1 pseudogene is annotated in these 373 nt (G+C 48.3%); it reads left to right on the top strand.

The annotated features are described in order from the left end of the window. Positions 1-202: 202 nt before the first annotated feature. Positions 203-373 (top strand): annotated as a pseudogene (locus AB9F26_RS22360) (IS6 family transposase); the annotation flags it as partial.

Raw genomic sequence — 373 nt, forward strand, 5'->3', positions numbered from 1 at the left:
AGAAATATCCTCGCGTTGCTTGAAGAATAGCCAAACCGTAGCACTCAATCGGCCAACTGCAAATGCACAGAGTTTTCAAAGTAGCCACAATATCCAGAAAAGGTAGTGTCAGAGGAAATCCGATTGTGAAAAGTAGGATCATTTCGTAGCTTCGGCGATAACAAAACGCTCTCCCTTTCGCTAATTCAAAACGAGCCCCGAGATTATTCGCCTTGCGGTGATGCTCTATGTCCGATTTCCGCTCTCACTTCGAAACGTGGAGGATTTACTCCACGAACGAGGGAACGACGTCAGCCATGAGACGGTCCGGTTTTGGTGGAACAGGTTGGGTCCAATGTTCGCATCGGAAATTCGTCGGAGACGGGTTAGTAGG

The organism is Falsihalocynthiibacter sp. BN13B15, from assembly GCF_041205415.1.
GTDB classification, from domain to species: Bacteria; Pseudomonadota; Alphaproteobacteria; order Rhodobacterales; family Rhodobacteraceae; genus Falsihalocynthiibacter; species Falsihalocynthiibacter arcticus.